We start from the raw sequence: 19917 nt of genomic DNA, 5'->3' as shown, positions 1-19917 counted from the left end.
CGAGGGGTTGACGCTTGTTTGACCGTTATGACGCCGGTGAGCAGGCGGTACTGGTACACATCTATTTTTCGCAAGACAAAGATATGGAAGACCTCCAGGAGTTTGAATCTCTGGTTTCTTCCGCCGGTGTCGAAGCAATGCAGGTGATTACCGGTAGCCGTAAAGCACCGCACCCGAAGTATTTTGTAGGTGAAGGTAAGGCTGTTGAAATTGCGGAAGCCGTAAAAGCGACTGGCGCTGCCGTCGTGCTTTTTGACCACGCGTTGAGCCCGGCTCAGGAACGTAACCTGGAACGTTTGTGCGAGTGTCGCGTCATTGACCGTACTGGTCTTATCTTAGATATTTTTGCCCAGCGTGCGCGGACCCATGAGGGGAAGCTGCAGGTTGAGCTGGCGCAGCTGCGCCATCTGGCTACGCGTCTTGTCCGTGGCTGGACCCACCTTGAAAGACAAAAAGGCGGGATTGGTTTGCGCGGTCCGGGTGAAACCCAGCTCGAAACCGACCGCCGGTTACTGCGTAATCGTATTTTGCAGATCCAGTCGCGCCTGGAGAAAGTTGAAAAGCAACGTGAGCAGGGGCGACAGTCGCGCATAAAAGCGGATGTCCCGACCGTCTCGCTGGTGGGCTATACCAACGCCGGCAAATCCACTCTTTTCAACCAGATAACAGAAGCGCGGGTTTATGCGGCAGACCAGCTGTTCGCCACCCTCGACCCAACGCTGCGTCGTATTGACGTGGCGGACGTCGGCGAAACCGTGCTGGCGGATACCGTTGGGTTTATCCGCCATCTTCCGCACGATCTGGTGGCGGCGTTTAAGGCGACCCTCCAGGAGACGCGACAGGCCACGCTGTTATTGCACGTGGTTGACGCCGCTGACGTGCGGGTGCAGGAAAACATCGACGCAGTGGATACGGTTCTCGAAGAGATCGACGCTCATGAGATCCCAACCCTGATGGTGATGAACAAAATCGATATGCTGGACGACTTTGCGCCGCGTATCGACAGAGATGAAGAGAACAAACCGATCCGTGTCTGGCTTTCCGCGCAGACAGGGGCAGGGATACCACAGCTTTTTCAGGCTTTGACGGAGCGGCTTTCCGGCGAGGTGGCGCAGCACACGTTGCGTTTGCCGCCGCAGGAAGGGCGCCTGAGAAGTCGTTTTTATCAGCTTCAGGCCATCGAAAAAGAGTGGATGGAGGATGACGGCAGCGTAAGCCTGCAGGTTCGCATGCCGATCGTTGACTGGCGTCGCCTCTGTAAACAAGAACCGGCACTGGAAGACTATGTTGTCTGACCTGCCGGATATGGTTTGAAGATTTTTTCGCCTCTATACCTTTTGGATTTTGAGATGCGGAAAGGCGGTAAGTACTGATATCGCCGGACACAGCGCAAGAGACAGAGATATAGCATCGCATAACAAATATGGAGCACATACATGGCGTGGAATCAGCCCGGTAATAACGGACAAGACCGCGACCCGTGGGGAAGCAGCAAACCTGGCGGCAACTCTGAGGGAAATGGAAACAAAGGTGGTCGCGAGCAGGGGCCACCTGATCTTGACGATATCTTCCGTAAACTGAGCAAAAAACTCGGCGGCTTTGGGGGCGGTAAAGGCACAGGCTCCGGCGGCGGCAGTTCATCGCAAGGCCCGCGTCCCCATCTGGGCGGTCGCGTTGTCACCATCGCGGCGGCGGCGATCGTCATTATCTGGGCGGCAAGTGGTTTCTATACCATTAAAGAAGCAGAGCGCGGCGTGGTGACGCGCTTCGGTAAATTCAGCCATCTGGTTGAACCGGGCCTGAACTGGAAGCCGACGTTTATCGACGAAGTGACGCCGGTGAACGTCGAGGCAGTTCGTGAGCTGGCCGCATCCGGCGTGATGCTGACCTCTGATGAAAACGTTATGCGCGTGGAGATGAACGTTCAGTACCGCATTACCGATCCGCAGAAGTATCTGTTTAGCGTGACCAGCGCCGACGACAGTCTGCGTCAGGCAACGGACAGCGCGCTGCGCGGCGTTATCGGCAAATACACCATGGACCGCATTCTGACCGAAGGGCGTACCGTCATTCGTAGCGATACCCAGCGTGAACTGGAAGAGACGATTCGTCCGTACAACATGGGGATTACCCTGCTGGACGTTAACTTCCAGGCCGCTCGTCCGCCGGAAGAGGTGAAAGCGTCGTTTGACGATGCGATTGCCGCCCGTGAAAACGAACAGCAATACATCCGTGAAGCGGAAGCGTATACCAACGAAGTCCAGCCGCGCGCCAATGGTCAGGCGCAGCGTATTCTGGAAGAAGCGCGCGCTTATAAAACGCAAACCATCCTGGAAGCGCAGGGTGAAGTGGCGCGCTTTGCGAAGATCCTGCCGGAATATAAAGCCGCGCCAGAGATCACTCGCGAGCGTCTGTATATTGAGACGATGGAAAAAGTGTTAAGCCATACCCGTAAAGTGCTGGTTAACGACAAGGGCGGCAACCTGATGGTTCTGCCGTTGGATCAGATGCTGAAAGGCGGTAATGCGCCAGCGGCGAAACGCGATAGCGGTTCCGACCTGCTGCGTCTGCCGGCGACATCCTCTTCCGGCAATAGTGGAGCAAGCAACACATCGTCCGCCACTCAGGGCGATATTATGGACCAACGCCGCGCTAACGCGCAGCGTAACGACTACCAGCGTCAGGGGGAATAACGATGCGTAAGTCAGTTATTGCGATTGTCATCATCGTGCTGGTAGTGCTGTATACCTCAGTCTTTGTGGTGAAAGAGGGTGAGCGCGGAATTAAGTTCCAGTTCAGCAGCGTGGTGAGAGATAGCGATAAGAAACCGCTGATCTATGAACCGGGCCTGCACTTTAAGGTGCCGTTTATTCAGTCGGTGAAAATGCTCGACGCTCGTATCCAGACGATGGATAACCAGGCCGATCGTTTTGTGACCAAAGAGAAGAAAGACCTGATCGTCGACTCTTACATCAAATGGCGTATCAGCGACTTTAGCCGCTACTTCCTGGCAACGGGCGGCGGCGACGTTTCGCAGGCGGAAGTGCTGCTGAAACGTAAGTTCTCTGACCGCCTGCGTTCTGAGATTGGTCGTCTGGATGTGAAAGATATCGTTACCGACTCCCGCGGTCGTCTGACGCTGGAAGTGCGTGACGCGCTGAACTCCGGTTCTGCGGGCACCGAAGACGAAGTGACAACGCCAGCGGCAGATAACGCCATTGCCGAAGCGGCGGAGCGCGTTCAGGCTGAAACCAACGGCAATGTGCCGGTGATCAATCCGAACAGTATGGCGGCGTTAGGCATCGAGGTGGTGGATGTGCGCATCAAGCAGATCAACCTGCCGACCGAAGTGTCTGAGGCAATCTATAACCGTATGCGCGCTGAGCGTGAAGCGGTAGCGCGTCGTCACCGTTCCCAGGGTCAGGAAGAAGCGGAGAAGCTGCGTGCGGCTGCCGACTATGAAGTGACCAAAACGCTGGCGGAAGCGGAGCGTCAGGGTCGCATCCTGCGCGGTGAAGGCGATGCCGAAGCGGCGAAACTGTTTGCCGACGCGTTCAGCCAGGATCCTGACTTCTATGCCTTTATCCGTAGTCTGCGCGCCTACGAGAAGAGCTTCGAAGGCAATCAGGACGTTATGGTGATGAGTCCGGACAGCGATTTCTTCCGCTACATGAAGACGCCGAATAGCGCAACGCGCTAAACTCAACGCGTCTGAGGCTAAACCACCGCTCTCTTCGGAAGCGGTGGTTTTCTTTACAGGGAATAGCAATGAATTCAACGATCTGGCTTGCGCTGGCCCTCGTTCTGGTGCTGGAGGGACTTGGCCCGATGCTCTATCCGCGCGCGTGGAAAAAGATGATTTCCGCCATGACGCAGCTGCCGGAAAATACTTTGCGCCGCTTCGGCGGTGGACTTGTGGTTGCAGGCATTGTCATCTACTACATGTTGCGGAAAACGGTTGGCTGATCAAAAAGTGGTCGGATTTGGCATGATTCAGGGGCAAAAAGTGCTGTATCTCTGAAAAAGCGATGGTAGAATCCATTTTTAAGCAAACGGTGATTTTGAAAAATGGGTAACAACGTCGTCGTACTGGGCACCCAATGGGGTGACGAAGGTAAAGGAAAGATCGTCGATCTTCTGACTGAACGGGCTAAATATGTTGTGCGCTACCAGGGTGGACACAACGCAGGCCATACTCTCGTAATCAACGGTGAAAAAACCGTCCTCCATCTTATTCCATCAGGCATTCTTCGCGAGAACGTAACCAGCATCATCGGTAACGGTGTTGTGCTGTCTCCTGCTGCGCTGATGAAAGAGATGAAAGGTCTGGAAGACCGTGGCATCCCCGTTCGTGAGCGTCTGCTCCTGTCTGAAGCCTGTCCGCTGATTCTTGATTATCACGTGGCGCTCGATAACGCCCGTGAGAAAGCGCGTGGCGCAAAAGCGATCGGCACCACAGGTCGCGGCATCGGGCCGGCTTATGAAGACAAAGTGGCGCGTCGCGGTCTGCGCGTCGGCGACCTGTTCGACAAAGCGACCTTCGCTGAAAAACTGAAAGAAGTGATGGAATATCACAACTTCCAGCTGGTTAACTTCTACAAAGTGGAAGCCGTTGACTACCAGAAAGTGCTGGATGATGTGATGGCGATTGCCGACATCCTGACCGCTATGGTTGTTGATGTTTCCGATCTGCTGGACCAGGCGCGCAAGCGTGGCGATTTCGTCATGTTTGAAGGCGCGCAGGGTACGCTGCTGGATATTGACCACGGTACGTATCCGTACGTGACCTCCTCGAACACCACCGCTGGCGGCGTGGCGACCGGCTCCGGCCTGGGGCCGCGTTATGTGGACTACGTTCTGGGGATCATCAAAGCGTACTCCACGCGCGTGGGCGCGGGTCCGTTCCCGACCGAGCTGTTTGATGAAACCGGCGAGTTCCTCTGCAAGCAGGGTAACGAATACGGCGCCACCACCGGTCGTCGTCGTCGTACCGGCTGGCTGGACTCCGTCGCCGTGCGCCGTGCGGTACAGATCAACTCTCTGTCTGGCTTCTGCCTGACCAAACTGGACGTGCTGGACGGTCTGAAAGAGGTGAAAATCTGTGTCGCCTACCGTATGCCGGATGGCCGCGAAGTCACCACCACTCCGCTGGCGGCTGACGACTGGCAAGGTATTGAGCCGATCTACGAAACCATGCCGGGCTGGTCTGAGTCCACCTTCGGCGTGAAAGAGCGTAGCGGTCTGCCGCAGGCGGCGCTGAACTACATCAAGCGTATCGAAGAACTGACCGGCGTGCCGATTGATATTATCTCTACCGGCCCGGATCGTACTGAAACCATGATTCTGCGCGATCCATTCGACGCATAATTACGGTATAATGCCCGGCAGCGTGATGGTTGCCGGGCCTGAAACACAGACCGGATAAGGCGTTTCGTTGCCATCTGGCTTTATACAATGCAAGATCCTCGCTTTTTTCCTTCCCGAACTGAAATAAATTAGCGACCTGGCGAGTGGCTGGTTTATCATCATTAGATAAGTTTTATCCCGTTTTCCCCTTTTCCTTGAGGTTGATGTGCAGTTAACGAGTTTCACCGATTACGGACTACGAGCGCTAATTTATATGGCGTCGCTACCGGAAGGCCGCATGACCAGTATTTCTGAAGTGACAGAAGTCTACGGCGTGTCGCGTAATCATATGGTCAAAATAATCAATCAACTTAGCCGGGCGGGCTTCATTACTGCTATCCGGGGAAAAAATGGCGGGATACGCTTAGGCAAAGCGGCGAATACAATTCGTATTGGCGATGTGGTGCGTGAACTTGAACCGCTGTCGCTGGTGAACTGTAACAGCGAATTTTGCCATATTACTCCTGCCTGCCGACTCAAACAGGCGCTTTCTAAGGCCGTGCAAAGTTTTCTGACGGAACTGGATAACTACACGCTTGCCGATTTGGTTGAACAGAATCAACCGCTTTATAAATTATTGCTGGTGGAGTGACGAAAATCTCCACCGGAGCTGACAATGGAGGAACCTCAATGTCACATGATCCTTTCCAGGAACGCGAAGCTGAAAAGTACGCGAACCCTATCCCGAGCCGGGAATTTATCCTCGAACATTTAACAAAACGTGAAAAACCGGCCAACCGCGACGAACTGGCCGCTGAACTGCACATTGAAGGCGATGAACAGCAGGAAGCCCTGCGTCGTCGTCTGCGCGCGATGGAGCGTGACGGTCAACTGGTCTTTACCCGCCGCCAGTGCTATGCGCTGCCGGAGCGTCTCGATCTGCTGAAGGGCATCGTTATTGGCCATCGCGACGGCTACGGTTTTCTGCGCGTCGAAGGGCGTAAAGACGATTTGTACCTTTCCAGCGAGCAGATGAAAACCTGCATTCATGGCGATCAGGTGCTGGCACAGCCGTTGGGCGCAGATCGTAAAGGTCGTCGTGAAGCGCGCATCGTCCGCGTACTGGTGCCGAAAACCAGCCAGATTGTGGGGCGCTATTTTACCGATGCGGGCGTGGGCTTTGTCGTCCCGGACGACAGCCGCCTGAGTTTTGATATCCTCATCCCGCCTGAAGAGGTGATGGGCGCGCGGATGGGTTTTGTGGTGGTGGTTGAACTCACCCAGCGCCCGACCCGCCGCACCAAAGCGGTGGGTAAAATCGTCGAGGTGCTCGGCGATAATATGGGCACCGGCATGGCCGTTGATATGGCGCTGCGTACCCATGAAATCCCCTACATCTGGCCGCAGGCGGTAGAGAAGCAGATTGCCGGTCTGAAAGAAGAGGTGCCGGAAGAGGCGAAAGCGGGACGCGTGGATCTGCGTTCCCTGCCGCTGGTGACCATCGACGGTGAAGACGCTCGCGACTTTGACGATGCGGTTTACTGCGAGAAGAAACGCGGCGGCGGCTGGCGTCTGTGGGTGGCGATTGCCGACGTAAGCTACTACGTTCGTCCACCGACGCCGCTTGACCAGGAGGCGCGCAACCGTGGTACTTCCGTCTACTTCCCTTCGCAGGTGGTGCCGATGCTGCCGGAAGTGCTCTCCAACGGTTTGTGCTCCCTCAATCCGCAGGTCGATCGTCTGTGTATGGTCTGTGAAATGACCATCTCGAATAAAGGCCGTCTGACCGGATACAAATTCTACGAAGCGGTGATGAGTTCGCATGCGCGTCTGACCTACACCAAGGTCTGGCATATGCTGCAGGGCGATCGGGAGCTGCGCGAGCAGTATGCGCCGCTGGTTAAGCACATCGAAGAGCTGCACAATCTCTACAAGGTGCTGGAGCAAGCGCGTGAAGAGCGCGGCGGTATCTCGTTTGAAAGCGAAGAGGCGAAGTTTATTTTCAACGCCGAGCGCCGTATCGAACGTATCGAGCAAACGCAGCGTAACGACGCGCATAAGCTGATTGAAGAATGCATGATTCTGGCCAACATTTCCGTGGCGCGTTTCGTTGAGAAAGCCAAAGAGCCAGCGCTGTTCCGTATCCATGATAAGCCGACCACCGAAGCGATTACCTCTTTCCGTTCCGTGCTGGCGGAGCTGGGGCTGGAGCTGCCGGGCGGAAACAAACCGGAGCCGCGCGACTATGCGGAACTACTGGAGTCGGTTGCCGATCGTCCGGACGCGGAAATGCTGCAAACCATGCTGCTGCGTTCGATGAAGCAGGCGATTTACGATCCGGAGAACCGCGGTCACTTTGGTCTGGCGCTACAGTCCTACGCGCACTTTACCTCGCCGATTCGCCGTTACCCGGATCTCTCGTTGCACCGCGCCATCAAATATCTGCTGGCGAAAGAGCAGGGGCATACCGGAAACACCACTGAAACCGGCGGCTATCACTACTCTATGGAAGAGATGCTGCAGTTAGGTCAGCACTGTTCCATGACCGAACGCCGCGCTGACGAAGCGACGCGTGATGTCGCTGACTGGCTGAAGTGCGACTTTATGCTGGATCAGGTCGGCAACGTCTTTAAAGGCGTAATTGCCAGCGTCACCGGCTTCGGCTTCTTTGTGCGCCTTGACGAGCTGTTCATCGATGGTCTGGTACATGTCTCCTCGCTGGAAAACGACTATTACCGTTACGATCAGGTCGGACAGCGTCTGACCGGCGAATCCAGCGGCCAGACCTATCGTCTGGGCGACCGCGTGGAAGTGCGCGTTGAAGCGGTCAATATGGATGAGCGTAAGATCGATTTCAGCCTGATCTCCAGCGAGCGCGCGCCGCGTAACGTTGGCAAAACGGCGCGTGAAAAGGCGAAAAAAGGCGATGCCGGCAAGAAAACCAGCCGCCGTCGCCAGGTCGGCAAAAAAGTGAACTTTGAGCCGGACAGCGCATTCCGCGGCGAGAAAAAAGGTAAGGTGGCTACTCAGCCGAAAGCGGCGAAGAAAAGCGACAAAAAAGCGAAAAAACCGTCAGAAAAAACGCTTAAAATCGCTGCCGCCACGAAAGCTAAACGCGCGGCGAAGAAAAAAGCCGCCGAATAATCGCCAGACACCAGCCGCCGGGGGGCAAATATGACCTGGCGGCCATAACCTTAACGAGTACTTTCATGAGTGAAATGATTTACGGCATCCACGCGGTGCAGGCTCTGCTGGAGCGCGCGCCTGAACGTTTTCAGGATGTGTTTATTCTTAAAGGCCGTGAAGATAAGCGCCTGCTGCCGCTGATTCACGCGCTTGAAGCGCAGGGCGTGGTGATCCAGCTGGCGAACCGCCAGTTCCTCGACGAAAAAAGCGAAGGGGCGGTCCATCAGGGGATTATCGCCCGGGTGAAGCCGGGGCGTCAGTATCAGGAAAACGATCTGCCGGACCTTATCGCTTCGCTCGAACAACCGTTTCTGCTGATCCTTGACGGCGTAACCGATCCGCATAACCTCGGGGCCTGCCTGCGTAGCGCGGACGCCGCTGGCGTCCATGCGGTGATTGTGCCGAAAGATCGCTCCGCGCAGTTGAATGCGACGGCGAAGAAAGTCGCCTGCGGCGCGGCCGAAAGCGTTCCGTTAATCCGCGTCACCAACCTCGCGCGCACCATGCGTATGTTGCAGGAAGAGAATATCTGGATTGTGGGAACGGCGGGCGAAGCTGATCATACCCTTTATCAGAGCAAAATGACCGGACGCATGGCGCTGGTGATGGGCGCGGAAGGCGAAGGTATGCGCCGTCTGACGCGCGAACACTGCGACGAACTGATTAGCATTCCGATGGCGGGTAGCGTTTCGTCACTCAACGTTTCGGTGGCGACAGGCATCTGTCTGTTTGAGGCCGTTCGTCAGCGTAGTTAAAACTCACTTTAAACGCTAAGCCATCCCTTTTCGGATGGCTTTTTTGTGACCGTTATCCCAGGCGTACTTTTCTCTCCCTGACCATACTTACTGTCGCTGCCATTGACGGAGGGAGACACAATGCACTGGCAAACTCATACCGTTTTTAACCAGCCGTTACCCCTTAACAACAGTAACCTTTTCCTTTCTGACGGCGCGCTGCGCGAAGCGGTTGCCCGCGAAGGCGCTGGCTGGGACAGTGAACTGCTCGCCAGCATCGGACAACAACTTGGCACTGCGGAATCGCTTGAACTGGGGCGGCTGGTGAATGCCTGGCCGCCTGAGTTGCTGCGTTATGATCCGCAGGGGCAGCGGCTGGACGACGTTCGTTTTCATCCCGCCTGGCACCTGCTCATGCAGGGGCTGTGTACCAATCGCGTGCACAATCTGCCCTGGGAAGAGGAGGCGCGCGCCGGATCGTTTGTCGCCCGGGCGGCGCGTTTTATCTTACACGCCCAGGTCGAAGCCGGAACGCTATGCCCGATAACCATGACCTTTGCCGCCACGCCGCTGTTGCAACAGATGCTGCCAGCCCCGTTTTCAGAGTGGCTGACGCCGCTGATGAGCGATCGCTATGATTCGCACCTTATGCCGGGCGGGCAAAAGCGCGGCCTGCTGATAGGCATGGGGATGACCGAAAAACAGGGCGGTTCCGATGTCCTGAGCAATACCACCCGGGCCGAGCGTCTGGAGGATGGTACGTACCGGCTGGTGGGGCATAAATGGTTTTTCTCGGTGCCGCAGAGCGACGCCCATCTGGTGTTGGCGCAGGCGCAGGCGCGAGGGGGGCTTTCCTGCTTTTTCGTGCCGCGTTTCTTACCCGACGGCAGGCGCAACGCGGTCCGCCTGGAGCGGCTGAAGGACAAGCTGGGCAACCGCTCAAACGCCAGCTGTGAGGTGGAGTTTGATGATGCCATCGGCTGGCTGCTGGGCGAAGAGGGAGAGGGTATTCGTCATATTCTGAAGATGGGCGGTATGACGCGCTTTGACTGTGCGCTCGGCAGTCACGGCCTGATGCGCCGCGCGTTTTCGGTGGCGATTTACCATGCCCATCAGCGGCAGGTTTTTGGCAAGGCGTTAATCGATCAGCCGATGATGCGACAGCTGCTCAGCCGGATGGCGCTCCAGCTTGAGGGGCAAACCGCGCTGCTGTTTCGTCTGGCGCGCGCCTGGGATCGCCGCGGGGAGGCGAAGGAGCAGCTGCTGGCGCGTTTGTTTACACCCGCCGCGAAATTTGCCGTCTGTAAAAGCGGTATTCCGTTTGTTGCCGAAGCGATGGAGGTGCTCGGCGGCATCGGCTATTGCGAGGAGAGCGAACTGCCGCGCCTGTACCGGGAAATGCCGGTCAACAGTATCTGGGAAGGGTCCGGCAACGTGATGTGTCTGGATATTCTGCGGGTGCTCAGCAAACACGCCGGCGCAGAAGAGATGCTTATCGGGATGTTCTCTGAAGTCAGAGGCCAGGACCGGCATTTTGACCGCGCAGTCCGCCAGCTACAGCAGCGTCTGCGCAATCCTGTAGAGGAACAGGGGCGTGACATCGCCCGGTTGATTTATCTGCTGGGCTGCGGCGCCCGGATGCTGCGGCACGCTTCGCCTCCCGTGGCGCAGGCCTGGTGCCAGATGATGCTGGATACGCGTGGGGGAATGCGGATTTCCGCGCAGGTTCAGGATGAGGTGCTGCTGCGGGCGACGGGGGGAGTACGCTGATAACGTTGCCGGGTAGCGTTGACGCTTACCCGGCCTGGTTGCCTGTTATGCGTAAAGGATGGCCTGAACGCGCCAGTTGTCTGGCTGCTGTTCTTCATACATCTGGATAATGCGATACCATGAAGCGCCTTGTTCATCCGCTTTTAACGCCACGATACGCTCCACATCCTGTGGATTTCCTGGAATATTACTGACAGAAATCAGGCCAATTTCATTCAGGCCCGTCACGCAATCCGCGCTGGCGAATTCAGCAGACTGGGCCGTAGTGCTTATAAGTCCGGCAGTAAGCAACACTGAATTAAAGGCAAAAGATTGTTTCATCGTCAGCTCCATTTTACGTTTCCCCGCATGATGCAGGGCGAGTCCATCGCCGAAATAAACCTTCAGCCTCCTGCTGTTGGTTTATTGTGCACAGGAAAACGTATAGAGGCGTAAAGCAACGTGAAACTGTCTTAAATTCCACGCTTTTTTATTTACGATATAAAACGGCCTGTGAATACCACTGACCCGTCACGATGGTTTCATCCACCATGACGATAACGTAATAATCCGCTTGCGCTGCGGCGGCTTTGGCTCTGACCTCGTCTAACGCATCATCCGGAGAACCTCTGACCAGCGAGGTCACGGTTCCGATTCGCTGCAACCCCTGCGTCTGGTTGCGCCGAATCTCCTGCGGATGATCGGCAACCGGGGGCGCTGGCTGCGGCGTTCCCTGGAGGGCGCTACATCCGCTTAACAGCATAACCAGCATCAAAGGGGCAAGCCGACGCATAACTCTATCTCGTTTCCTGATAGCCATAGTGTAGTGCCTATTTTATTTCCCTTTGGGGGAATGTTCCCGAAATGTTAACTTCCGCGCGATTTTCGAATGAAAATATCGCGAAAGCGTAATCCAGTTCTCAACATTATGAATCGTTAATCAACACCTGACCTTGCTAAATGAATTACCCCGTGGCATACCGGATGAAAAAGGGGCTAAATATGATTGAAATCGAAACGCGACAATTAACCGGACAGCATCTGCTTCATGCCTTTCCCGGCGGCAAAAATAATACGCCGTTGCCGGTGATTGTTTTCTACCACGGATTTACCTCCTCTGCGCTGGTCTATAGCTATTTTGCCGTCGCGCTGGCGCAGGCCGGATTTCGGGTCATTATGCCGGACGCCCCGGAACATGGCGCACGTTTTAACGGCGATGCGCAGACAAGAATGTCTCGCTTCTGGCAAATCCTGCAGCAAAACATGGAAGAGTTTGCGGCGTTACGTGCGGCTATCGACGCGGAGGGCTGGCTACAGCATGACCGGCTCGCGGTCGCCGGAGCGTCAATGGGCGGCATGACCGCGCTGGGGATTATGGCCCGCCATCCGGACGTTAAGTGCGTCGCCAGCCTGATGGGGTCGGGCTATTTTACCCGCCTGGCGCGGACCCTGTTTTCCCCTTTCCCTCTTGATACCGCCGCGCAGCAGGCGGCGTTCGCCAGCCTTATCGCGCCGCTGGCGCAGTGGGAGGTGACGCAGCAGCTGGAACGCCTGGCGGACAGGCCACTGCTGTTATGGCACGGAGAGGATGACGACGTCGTTCCGGCGGCTGAATCATTCCGCTTACAGCAGGCGATGCGTCAGGCAGGCCTGGATCGGCATCTGAGCTGCCACTGGCAGGCGGGCGTGCGTCATCGCATCACGCCTGAAGCCCTGGCGGCAACGGCGTCGTTTTTTCGCCAGCACCTTTAGACGCGCAGAACGTTCACGCCCTGCGCTTCCAGCTGTTGCAGGATGTCTGGATCAGCGTTTTTGCCGGTGATCAGCATATCGATGCGATCCGCGCGGCTGAACAGCATACCCGCGCGCGCGCCGACTTTGCTGCTGTCGACCAGCACAACCAGCTTACCCACCACGCTAAGCATCTTTTGCTCGGCCATGGCGGTCAGCATGTCGGTTTTGTACAGACCATCCGCCGTCAGCCCTTTACCGCTGGTAAACATCCAGTGCCCGGCATAGAGGCTGTTTTCACTGCCCTGCGGGCTTAAGGTGATCGACTGGCTTTTATTGTACTGACCGCCCATGATAATGACGCTCTCATGCTCCTGGTCGATAAGATAGTTCGCCAGCGGCAGATAATTGGTGATGATCTGCACGGGTTTACCGCACATCTCCCGGCCCAGTAAAAATGCGGTGGAGCCGCAGTTGATCACCACGCTTTCCCCCGGATTGACCAGCTGAGAGGCGGCCTTCGCGATACGCACTTTTTCATCATGGTTCTGCGCCTGGTGCAGATTCATCGGCGTCCAGCGCGGGCGCTGCTGGGTGATAGCTTCAGCGCCATTGCGAACTTTTTTCAGCTTACCGCTCTCGTCGAGTTTATTAATATCCCGGCGCGCTGTCGCCGGGGAAATGCCTAAGCGCTCAACGACATTTTCAACGGTTACAAAGCCCAGCTGCGCCAGCATATCCAGTAAGATTTGATGTCTTTGTGCTTCCGTCATGCGCTATTCCGATACAAAATGATTTTTAAAGATGATATTTGAAATAGCCTGAAAATACTAAAGTAAATGGAAAAAAATGCCGGGAAAACCCGGCATTTTCGCAATTACAGGAAGGATTTGAACGGCAGGTCCGGCTCGATCGTAAAGCAGTCGTCAAAGCCGCGCGGGTAGTGGTATTCAAAGTTGTCTTTATCCGCGGGCCAGGTAAATTTCCCGCCAACCTGCCAGATGAACGGCTTAAAGCCGTACTGCAGGCGATTTTTCTTCATCTCCCACAGCACGCGGATCTCCTGTGGATCGGCCTGGAAATTCGACCAGATATCGTGGTGGAACGGGATAACCACTTTCGTATTCAATGCTTCCGCCATCCGCAGGATATCGGCGCTGGTCATTTTATCGGTAATACCGCGCGGGTTTTCGCCATAGGAGCCCAGCGCCACGTCGATCTGATGTTCATTGCCGTGCTTTGCATAGTAGTTGGAATAGTGGGAATCGCCACTGTGGTACAGCGTGCCGCCTGGCGTTTTGAACAGATAGTTAACGGCACGCGCATCCATGCCGTCCGGCAGAATGCCAGCCGCTTTCCGATCCGCCGGCAGGGTGATCAGCGCGGTGCGATCGAACGCATCAAGCGCGTGAATTTCAATGTCTTTGACTTTGACGACATCGCCGGGTTTCACCACGATGCAGCGCGCTTCCGGCACGCCCCAGCCGATCCACAGATCCACGCAGGTCTGCGGCCCAATAAACGGCACATCGTCAGCGCAGTTTTGTATTACTGCCGCCGCCACGTTGACGTCGATATGATCGTTATGATCGTGCGTCGCCAGCACCGCGTCGATCTGACGAATGGCGAAAGGGTCGAGTACAAACGGCGTGGTGCGCAGGTTCGGCTGTAATTTTTTCACCCCGGCCATGCGCTGCATCTGGTGGCCTGTTTTCATTAGCGGGTTGCCGTGGCTTTGTTTACCGGTGCCGCACCAGAAATCCACGCAGATGTTGGCGCTGCCTTCTGACTTCAGCCAGATGCCGGTACAGCCCAGCCACCACATCGCGAAGGTGCCTGGCGCGACCTGCTCCTGCTCTATTTCCTCGTTCAGCCAGCTTCCCCACTCCGGGAATGTGTTCAGGATCCATGACTCACGGGTGATGGTATTCACTTTGCTCATTGTTTTGACTCCTGGTTAAATCAAATCTAATCAGTTAATGACTCGTTATGATTAATGTTGTCACCATTTTGAGCAGTTTGCAATGGGCTTTGCAGACGCTTTTTGGCAGCATCCTATGCGTATAACCTCATATTTTTTCGGAATTACAACAAGATTCTTCAATTATTTAATTGAAAATAAAGGGTTATTCTCTTTGTGGATTCGTCTGGTGAAAAACACTGCAAACGCTATGGAAATAATTTGCGTGATGCGTCACAAATAATCAAATTCAATCTTGTGGTGATTATTTGTGATTACTAGAGTGATGGCACCCACCACGGAGGGATTGCCCTTTGTGTTCTTGTTTACCGGAGAGAGTTATGGAGATCCTCTACAACGTCTTTACCATTTTCTTTAATCAGGTAATGACCAATGCCCCGCTGCTGCTCGGTATCGTGACGTGCCTGGGGTATATCCTGCTGCGTAAAAGCGTCAGCGTAATTATTAAAGGCACCATTAAAACCATTATCGGCTTTATGCTGCTGCAGGCAGGATCTGGCATTCTGACCAGCACCTTTAAGCCCGTGGTGGCGAAAATGTCGGAAGTGTACGGTATCAACGGCGCGATTTCCGACACCTACGCCTCCATGATGGCGACCATCGAGCGGATGGGCGACGCCTATAGCTGGGTTGGATACGCCGTGCTGCTGGCGCTGGCGCTGAATATTTGTTACGTCCTGCTGCGGCGTCTCACCGGGATCCGCACCATCATGCTTACCGGACACATTATGTTTCAGCAGGCGGGGCTGATCGCGGTTTCGCTCTATATCTTCGGCTATTCGATGTGGACCACCATTATCTGCACCGCCATTCTGGTTTCCCTGTACTGGGGCATCACCTCCAACATGATGTACAAACCGACTCAGCAAGTGACCGACGGCTGCGGTTTCTCCATCGGTCACCAGCAGCAGTTCGCTTCCTGGATCGCCTATAAGGTCGCGCCGTACCTGGGCAAAAAAGAAGAGAGCGTGGAAGATCTTAAACTGCCGGGCTGGCTGAACATTTTTCACGACAATATCGTCTCAACGGCAATCGTCATGACGATTTTCTTCGGCGCGATACTGCTCTCCTTCGGCATCGATACGGTGCAGGCGATGGCGGGCAAAACCCACTGGACGATCTACATCCTGCAAACCGGCTTTGCGTTTGCCGTGGCGATTTTCATTATCACCCAGGGCGTACGTATGTTCGTCGCCGAACTTTCCGAAGCGTTCAACGGCATCTCTCAGCGCCTGATTCCTGGCGCCGTCCTCGCCATCGACTGCGCCGCGATTTACAGCTTCGCGCCTAACGCGGTGGTCTGGGGCTTTATGTGGGGCACCATCGGTCAGCTGATCGCCGTCGGCATTCTGGTGGCCTGCGGTTCGTCCATCCTGATCATTCCGGGCTTTATCCCGATGTTCTTCTCTAACGCCACCATTGGCGTCTTCGCTAATCACTTCGGCGGCTGGCGCGCGGCGCTGAAGATATGCCTGGTGATGGGGATGATCGAAATCTTTGGCTGCGTCTGGGCGGTGAAACTGACGGCAATGAGCGCCTGGATGGGGATGGCTGACTGGTCGATTCTGGCGCCGCCGATGATGCAGGGCTTTTTCTCCATTGGCATCGCGTTTATGGCCGTCATTCTGGTTATCGCGGCAGTTTACATGGTCTTCGCCGGGCGCGCGCTGCGTGCGGAAGAAGACGCAGAAAAACAACTGGCAGAACACTCTGCCTGATAAGGAGTCTGGATTATGACCGTACGTATTCTGGCTGTATGTGGCAACGGGCAAGGGAGTTCCATGATCATGAAAATGAAAGTGGACCAGTTTTTGACCCAATCCAATATCGACCACACGGTAAACAGCTGTGCTGTGGGCGAGTACAAAAGTGAGCTGGGCGGCGCGGATATCATCATCGCCTCAACGCATATCGCTGGTGAAATTAGCGTAACAGGTAACAAACATGTGGTTGGCGTGCGCAATATGCTGTCGCCTGCCGATTTTGGTCCAAAGCTGCTGGAAGTGATCAAAGCGCATTTCCCGCAGGACGTGAAGTAAGGAGGCGTCATGAAACTACGTGATTCGCTGGCGCAGAACCATTCCGTTCGTTTGCAGGCGGAAGCCAGTAGCTGGCAAGAGGCGGTGAAGATTGGCGTCGAGCTGCTGGTGGCCGCCGACGTGGTCGAACCGCGCTACTACCAGGCCATTCTCGATGGCGTTGAGCAGTTTGGCCCGTACTTTGTGATTGCGCCGGGTCTGGCCATGCCGCACGGACGACCAGAAGAGGGGGTGAAGAAAACCGGCTTTTCGCTGGTGACGCTGAAAACGCCGCTGGCGTTCAATCACGAAGATAACGATCCGGTCGATATCCTCATCACTATGGCCGCCGTTGATGCCAATACCCATCAGGAGGTGGGCATCATGCAGATCGTGAATCTGTTTGAAGACGAAGCCAACTTTGACCGTTTACGCGCCTGCCGTACCGAGCAGGACGTGCTGGATTTAATTGACCGCGCCACGGCGGCTGTTTAAAGGAGTTTCATATGTCTCAGTTACCTATGTTGCAGGTCGCGCTGGATAACCAAACGTTGTCCCACGCCTACGAAACTACCCGCCTGATTGCGGAAGAGGTCGATATCATTGAAGTGGGCACCATTCTCTGCGTCGGCGAGGGGGTACGCGCGGTGCGCGACCTGAAAGCGCTGTATCCGCATAAAATCGTGCTGGCGGACGCCAAAATTGCCGATGCAGGTAAGATTCTCTCCCGGATGTGCTTTGAAGCCAACGCAGACTGGGTCACCGTGATCTGCTGCGCGGATATCAACACCGCGAAAGGCGCGCTGGAAGTGGCGCAAGAATTTAACGGCGACGTGCAGATTGAGCTGACCGGTTACTGGACCTGGGAACAGGCGCAGCAGTGGCGTGACGCGGGCATACAGCAGGTGGTTTATCACCGTAGCCGCGACGCGCAGGCGGCGGGCGTCGCCTGGGGCGAGGCGGATATCAGCGCCATCAGGCGTCTTGCCGATATGGGCTTTAAAGTGACCGTGACCGGCGGCCTGGCGCTGGACGATCTGCCGCTGTTCAAAGGCATTCCGATTCACGTCTTTATTGCCGGTCGCAGCATTCGCGATGCCGACTCTCCGGTGGAGGCCGCGCGTCAGTTCAAACGTTCCATCGCCCGGCTGTGGGGATAAGGAGCGGTTATGCTGTTGAAACAGAACCCGCTGGGCATTTATGAAAAAGCGCTCCCGGCCGGGGAGTGCTGGATGGAACGTCTGCGGATGGCCAGCGCGCTGGGCTTTGATTTTGTGGAAATGTCGGTAGATGAAACCGACGCCCGCCTGGCGCGGCTCGACTGGAGTCGTGAACAGCGCCTGGCGCTGGTAAGCGCCATTGCAGAAACCGGCGTTCGCGTCCCGTCGATGTGTCTGAGCGCCCATCGTCGTTTCCCGCTGGGCAGCGAAGATGATGCGGTGCGCGCGCAGGGGCTGGCGATCATGCGCAAGGCGATCCAGCTTGCTCAGGGCATCGGGATTCGCGTGATCCAACTGGCAGGCTATGACGTCTATTATCAGCAGACCAATAACGAGACGCGCCGTCGTTTTCGCGACGGCCTGAAAGAGAGCGTGGAGATGGCGAGCCGGGCGCAGGTGACGCTGGCGATGGAGATAATGGATTATCCGTTGATGAACTCCATCAGCAAGGCCTTAGGCTATGCCCATTATCTGAATAATCCCTGGTTCCAACTCTATCCTGATATCGGCAATTTGTCGGCGTGGGACAACGATGTGCAGATGGAACTTCAGGCCGGGATCGGCCATATCGTGGCGGTGCATGTGAAAGACACCAAGCCTGGCGTATTCAAAAACGTACCGTTTGGCGAAGGAGTGGTCGATTTTGAACGCTGTTTTGCCACGCTCAGACAGAGTGGGTACTGCGGGCCATACCTGATTGAGATGTGGAGCGAAACGGCGGACGATCCGGCGCTGGAGGTGGCGAAGGCGCGCGACTGGGTGAAAGCGCGCATGGTCAGCGCGGGTCTGGTGGAGGCGGCATAATGCAAACGTTAAAGCAGCAGGTATTCGACGCCAATATGGATTTGCCGCGCTATGGCTTAGTGACCTTTACCTGGGGAAACGTCAGCGCCATTGACCGTGAACGAGGTCTGGTGGCGATTAAACCCAGCGGCGTCGCTTATGAAAGCATGACGGTTGACGATATGGTCGTCGTCGACATGGTGGGCAGGGTGGTGGAAGGGCGCTATCGCCCGTCATCCGATACCGCCACCCATCTGGCGCTGTATCAGCGTTATCCCACTCTCGGCGGCGTAGTGCATACTCACTCCACCCACGCGACGGCGTGGGCGCAGGCGGGTCTGGCCATTCCGGCGCTGGGCACCACCCATGCGGATTATTTCTTCGGCGATATCCCCTGTACCAGAGCGTTGAGCGAAGAGGAAGTGCAGGGGGAGTATGAGCGCAACACGGGTAAGGTAATTATTGAAACGCTGGGCGACATTGAGCCGCTGCATACGCCCGGAATAGTGGTGTATCAGCACGGCCCCTTCGCCTGGGGCAAAAACGCCCACGACGCGGTGCATAATGCCGTGGTGATGGAGGAAGTGGCGCGAATGGCTTGGATTGCGCGCGGTATTAACCCTGGCCTCAGCCCGATAGACGGTTATCTGATGAATAAACACTTCATGCGCAAGCATGGCCCCGACGCTTATTACGGGCAGAAGTGAACGGGTAAAACGCGCCGGAATCCGTTCCCTCCGGGGAGGTAACCGGTCAGGTTCAGGCGCGTTTTTCTAAACAAAGCCCCCTGGAAAGGGGGCAAGTCAGAGTATGGCAATATTTTCGTTGGTGTTTCCTGGTGCTAGCGATAAATCTCTGCGCTCGGGTGAATGTTGCCGTTGCTGCCGGGCTCGCGGATCAGAACGACAGAGAAGTACTTCGCTCCCCGGGCGTCGGCTTCGTCATTGAGGGCTTTTACCGCCTCACTTTCGGTGGCGACATGATGATTAATGTAAATCACCCCTAAGCTCTGCACGTCTTCCATATTCCTGGCCTGCTGGTGGTCTATCTCAATGGCAGACTGCGCGCTGGCGCCCAGCAAAAGCCCGGCCAGAAGGGCTATCATACGGATTCGCATACCTGCCTCCTTAACCGCTGGTTCTGGTGAGCGATACCGTTTTGGGCAATCC

The 19917-nt window shown here is 55.9% G+C and carries 21 protein-coding genes; 16 read left to right on the top strand and 5 right to left on the bottom strand.

The genetic code is table 11. The annotated features are described in order from the left end of the window. The first annotated feature begins 14 nt into the window (after window positions 1-14). From hflX to K7R23_RS10290, 9 genes are all read left to right on the top strand, one after another. Window positions 15-1295, top strand: a complete 1281-nt coding sequence (gene hflX, locus K7R23_RS10330; RefSeq protein WP_012907324.1) for a ribosome rescue GTPase HflX — start codon at window positions 15-17, stop codon at window positions 1293-1295. Window positions 1296-1436: 141 nt separating this feature from the next. Next, window positions 1437-2693: an FtsH protease activity modulator HflK gene (gene hflK / locus K7R23_RS10325; RefSeq protein WP_012907325.1), complete on the top strand. Its 1257-nt coding sequence runs from the start codon at window positions 1437-1439 to the stop codon at window positions 2691-2693. 2 nt (window positions 2694-2695) lie between these two features. Next, complete coding sequence (gene hflC / locus K7R23_RS10320) at window positions 2696-3700, top strand: protease modulator HflC (RefSeq protein WP_012907326.1); 1005 nt, start codon at window positions 2696-2698, stop codon at window positions 3698-3700. Between the two features lie 68 nt (window positions 3701-3768). Continuing rightward, window positions 3769-3966 (top strand): DUF2065 domain-containing protein, encoded by a 198-nt coding sequence (locus K7R23_RS10315; protein WP_012907327.1) that lies wholly within the window; start codon window positions 3769-3771, stop codon window positions 3964-3966. Between the two features lie 102 nt (window positions 3967-4068). Then, complete coding sequence (gene purA, locus K7R23_RS10310; protein ID WP_012907328.1) at window positions 4069-5367, top strand: adenylosuccinate synthase; 1299 nt, start codon at window positions 4069-4071, stop codon at window positions 5365-5367. 205 nt (window positions 5368-5572) lie between these two features. Beyond that, entirely contained in the window at window positions 5573-5998 is a 426-nt protein-coding gene (gene nsrR, locus K7R23_RS10305) for a nitric oxide-sensing transcriptional repressor NsrR (protein ID WP_012907329.1), read from the top strand. A 38-nt stretch (window positions 5999-6036) separates the two neighbouring features. Further along, the gene (rnr, locus tag K7R23_RS10300) at window positions 6037-8490 is read left to right on the top strand and encodes a ribonuclease R (protein ID WP_012907330.1); all 2454 of its coding nucleotides are present in this window, start codon (window positions 6037-6039) and stop codon (window positions 8488-8490) included. Between the two features lie 65 nt (window positions 8491-8555). After that, window positions 8556-9287 carry a 23S rRNA (guanosine(2251)-2'-O)-methyltransferase RlmB gene (gene rlmB, locus K7R23_RS10295; protein ID WP_012907331.1) on the top strand — a complete coding sequence of 244 codons (732 nt, stop codon included), beginning with the start codon at window positions 8556-8558 and terminating at the stop codon, window positions 9285-9287. Window positions 9288-9407: 120 nt separating this feature from the next. Next, window positions 9408-11036 (top strand): isovaleryl-CoA dehydrogenase, encoded by a 1629-nt coding sequence (locus K7R23_RS10290; protein ID WP_012907332.1) that lies wholly within the window; start codon window positions 9408-9410, stop codon window positions 11034-11036. A 45-nt stretch (window positions 11037-11081) separates the two neighbouring features. Here K7R23_RS10290 and yjfN read toward each other — a convergent pair whose 3' ends face one another. Together yjfN and bsmA are read right to left on the bottom strand one after the other, a co-directional pair. Then, window positions 11082-11357: a DUF1471 family protease activator YjfN gene (yjfN, locus tag K7R23_RS10285; RefSeq protein ID WP_024132885.1), complete on the bottom strand. Its 276-nt coding sequence runs from the start codon at window positions 11355-11357 to the stop codon at window positions 11082-11084. Between the two features lie 148 nt (window positions 11358-11505). Beyond that, window positions 11506-11835: a biofilm peroxide resistance protein BsmA gene (bsmA, locus tag K7R23_RS10280; RefSeq protein WP_012907334.1), complete on the bottom strand. Its 330-nt coding sequence runs from the start codon at window positions 11833-11835 to the stop codon at window positions 11506-11508. A 182-nt stretch (window positions 11836-12017) separates the two neighbouring features. Here bsmA and yjfP point away from each other — a divergent pair, with 182 nt between their 5' ends. Further along, on the top strand, window positions 12018-12767 hold the full coding sequence (gene yjfP / locus K7R23_RS10275) for an esterase (protein ID WP_012907335.1): 750 nt from the start codon (window positions 12018-12020) through the stop codon (window positions 12765-12767). Here yjfP and ulaR read toward each other — a convergent pair. Both ulaR and ulaG read right to left on the bottom strand, forming a co-directional pair. Then, entirely contained in the window at window positions 12764-13519 is a 756-nt protein-coding gene (gene ulaR / locus K7R23_RS10270; protein WP_012907336.1) for an HTH-type transcriptional regulator UlaR, read from the bottom strand. The two genes, yjfP and ulaR, sit on opposite strands and share 4 nt — an antisense overlap. A gap of 104 nt (window positions 13520-13623) precedes the next feature. Next, window positions 13624-14688 (bottom strand): L-ascorbate 6-phosphate lactonase, encoded by a 1065-nt coding sequence (gene ulaG, locus K7R23_RS10265; protein WP_012907337.1) that lies wholly within the window; start codon window positions 14686-14688, stop codon window positions 13624-13626. Window positions 14689-15047: 359 nt separating this feature from the next. On the opposite strand from ulaG, the gene ulaA reads away from it, so the two are divergent. Genes ulaA through K7R23_RS10235 form a run of 6 tightly spaced genes read left to right on the top strand, consistent with a single transcriptional unit; the run spans window position 15048 to window position 19455 of the window. Then, window positions 15048-16445: a PTS ascorbate transporter subunit IIC gene (gene ulaA / locus K7R23_RS10260; RefSeq protein ID WP_012907338.1), complete on the top strand. Its 1398-nt coding sequence runs from the start codon at window positions 15048-15050 to the stop codon at window positions 16443-16445. Between the two features lie 15 nt (window positions 16446-16460). Beyond that, window positions 16461-16766, top strand: a complete 306-nt coding sequence (gene ulaB, locus K7R23_RS10255) for a PTS ascorbate transporter subunit IIB (protein WP_012907339.1) — start codon at window positions 16461-16463, stop codon at window positions 16764-16766. A gap of 9 nt (window positions 16767-16775) precedes the next feature. Further along, the gene (gene ulaC, locus K7R23_RS10250; RefSeq protein WP_012907340.1) at window positions 16776-17240 is read left to right on the top strand and encodes a PTS ascorbate transporter subunit IIA; all 465 of its coding nucleotides are present in this window, start codon (window positions 16776-16778) and stop codon (window positions 17238-17240) included. Window positions 17241-17251: 11 nt separating this feature from the next. Then, complete coding sequence (gene ulaD / locus K7R23_RS10245) at window positions 17252-17905, top strand: 3-keto-L-gulonate-6-phosphate decarboxylase UlaD (RefSeq protein WP_012907341.1); 654 nt, start codon at window positions 17252-17254, stop codon at window positions 17903-17905. A gap of 9 nt (window positions 17906-17914) precedes the next feature. Next, window positions 17915-18769, top strand: coding sequence for an L-ribulose-5-phosphate 3-epimerase (locus K7R23_RS10240; protein ID WP_012907342.1), 855 nt, complete (start codon window positions 17915-17917; stop codon window positions 18767-18769). Further along, a complete protein-coding gene (locus K7R23_RS10235) occupies window positions 18769-19455 on the top strand; it encodes an L-ribulose-5-phosphate 4-epimerase (protein WP_012907343.1) in 687 nt (228 codons plus the stop codon). The genes K7R23_RS10240 and K7R23_RS10235 overlap by 1 nt, the downstream gene beginning before the upstream one ends. Before the next feature lie 134 nt (window positions 19456-19589). Here K7R23_RS10235 and K7R23_RS10230 read toward each other — a convergent pair whose 3' ends face one another. Then, window positions 19590-19865 carry a YdgH/BhsA/McbA family protein gene (locus tag K7R23_RS10230; RefSeq protein WP_012907344.1) on the bottom strand — a complete coding sequence of 92 codons (276 nt, stop codon included), beginning with the start codon at window positions 19863-19865 and terminating at the stop codon, window positions 19590-19592. Between the last annotated feature and the right edge of the window lie 52 nt (window positions 19866-19917).

Source organism: Citrobacter rodentium NBRC 105723 = DSM 16636 (genome assembly GCF_021278985.1).
Lineage (GTDB): Bacteria > Pseudomonadota > Gammaproteobacteria > Enterobacterales > Enterobacteriaceae > Citrobacter_A > Citrobacter_A rodentium.
The sequence above is the reverse complement of the archived record's forward strand: the minus strand, read 5'-3'. Positions and strand labels throughout refer to the sequence as shown.

Bases quoted from the DNA above. Each gene is read 5' to 3' on its own strand.
- ulaR (WP_012907336.1), bottom strand. From the start codon at position 13,519: ATGACGGAAGCACAAAGACATCAAATCTTACTGGATATGCTGGCGCAG.
- ulaA (WP_012907338.1), top strand. From the start codon at position 15,048: ATGGAGATCCTCTACAACGTCTTTACCATTTTCTTTAATCAGGTAATG.
- hflC (WP_012907326.1), top strand. From the start codon at position 2,696: ATGCGTAAGTCAGTTATTGCGATTGTCATCATCGTGCTGGTAGTGCTG.
- K7R23_RS10235 (WP_012907343.1), top strand. From the start codon at position 18,769: ATGCAAACGTTAAAGCAGCAGGTATTCGACGCCAATATGGATTTGCCG.
- yjfP (WP_012907335.1), top strand. From the start codon at position 12,018: ATGATTGAAATCGAAACGCGACAATTAACCGGACAGCATCTGCTTCAT.
- K7R23_RS10230 (WP_012907344.1), bottom strand. From the start codon at position 19,865: ATGCGAATCCGTATGATAGCCCTTCTGGCCGGGCTTTTGCTGGGCGCC.
- rnr (WP_012907330.1), top strand. From the start codon at position 6,037: ATGTCACATGATCCTTTCCAGGAACGCGAAGCTGAAAAGTACGCGAAC.
- ulaG (WP_012907337.1), bottom strand. From the start codon at position 14,688: ATGAGCAAAGTGAATACCATCACCCGTGAGTCATGGATCCTGAACACA.
- rlmB (WP_012907331.1), top strand. From the start codon at position 8,556: ATGAGTGAAATGATTTACGGCATCCACGCGGTGCAGGCTCTGCTGGAG.
- K7R23_RS10290 (WP_012907332.1), top strand. From the start codon at position 9,408: ATGCACTGGCAAACTCATACCGTTTTTAACCAGCCGTTACCCCTTAAC.
- ulaD (WP_012907341.1), top strand. From the start codon at position 17,252: ATGTCTCAGTTACCTATGTTGCAGGTCGCGCTGGATAACCAAACGTTG.
- hflK (WP_012907325.1), top strand. From the start codon at position 1,437: ATGGCGTGGAATCAGCCCGGTAATAACGGACAAGACCGCGACCCGTGG.
- ulaB (WP_012907339.1), top strand. From the start codon at position 16,461: ATGACCGTACGTATTCTGGCTGTATGTGGCAACGGGCAAGGGAGTTCC.
- K7R23_RS10315 (WP_012907327.1), top strand. From the start codon at position 3,769: ATGAATTCAACGATCTGGCTTGCGCTGGCCCTCGTTCTGGTGCTGGAG.
- purA (WP_012907328.1), top strand. From the start codon at position 4,069: ATGGGTAACAACGTCGTCGTACTGGGCACCCAATGGGGTGACGAAGGT.
- yjfN (WP_024132885.1), bottom strand. From the start codon at position 11,357: ATGAAACAATCTTTTGCCTTTAATTCAGTGTTGCTTACTGCCGGACTT.
- bsmA (WP_012907334.1), bottom strand. From the start codon at position 11,835: ATGGCTATCAGGAAACGAGATAGAGTTATGCGTCGGCTTGCCCCTTTG.
- ulaC (WP_012907340.1), top strand. From the start codon at position 16,776: ATGAAACTACGTGATTCGCTGGCGCAGAACCATTCCGTTCGTTTGCAG.
- K7R23_RS10240 (WP_012907342.1), top strand. From the start codon at position 17,915: ATGCTGTTGAAACAGAACCCGCTGGGCATTTATGAAAAAGCGCTCCCG.